Genomic DNA, 335 nt, shown 5'->3' with positions numbered 1-335 from the left:
GTCGCCCTCGACCAGCGCGGGCACGGTGCCGGCGAGCGGCATCCGGCGGACGTGTCGCGTGCCGCGTACGTCGCCGACGTCGTCGCCGTCGTCGAGGAACTCGGTCTCGTACGGCCCCTGTTGGTCGGGCAGTCGCTCGGCGGGCACACCGCCCTCCTCACCGCCGCCGCCCACCCCGGTCTGCCGCGCGCCCTCGTCCTCGTCGAGGCCGGGCCCGGCGGTGCCGAGCCCGGTCTTCCGGAGCAGATCGGGGGCTGGCTGCGGGCCTGGCCGGTGCCGTTCCCTTCGCGGGAGGCCGCCGTCTCGTACCTGGGGAACGGGAAGCGGGCCGTGGG

The 335-nt window shown here is 77.0% G+C and carries 1 pseudogene (running past one end of the window); it reads left to right on the top strand.

Annotated elements, in window-relative coordinates:
* Nucleotides 1-335, top strand: a pseudogene (locus CCN56_RS41010) (alpha/beta hydrolase) (its annotated part extends 106 nt beyond the left edge of the window); the annotation flags it as partial.

The organism is Streptomyces sp. NRRL B-24572 (genome assembly GCF_002156145.1).
In the GTDB taxonomy this organism is placed as follows: Bacteria; Actinomycetota; Actinomycetes; order Streptomycetales; family Streptomycetaceae; genus Streptomyces; species Streptomyces vietnamensis.
The sequence above is the reverse complement of the archived record's forward strand: the minus strand, read 5'-3'. Positions and strand labels throughout refer to the sequence as shown.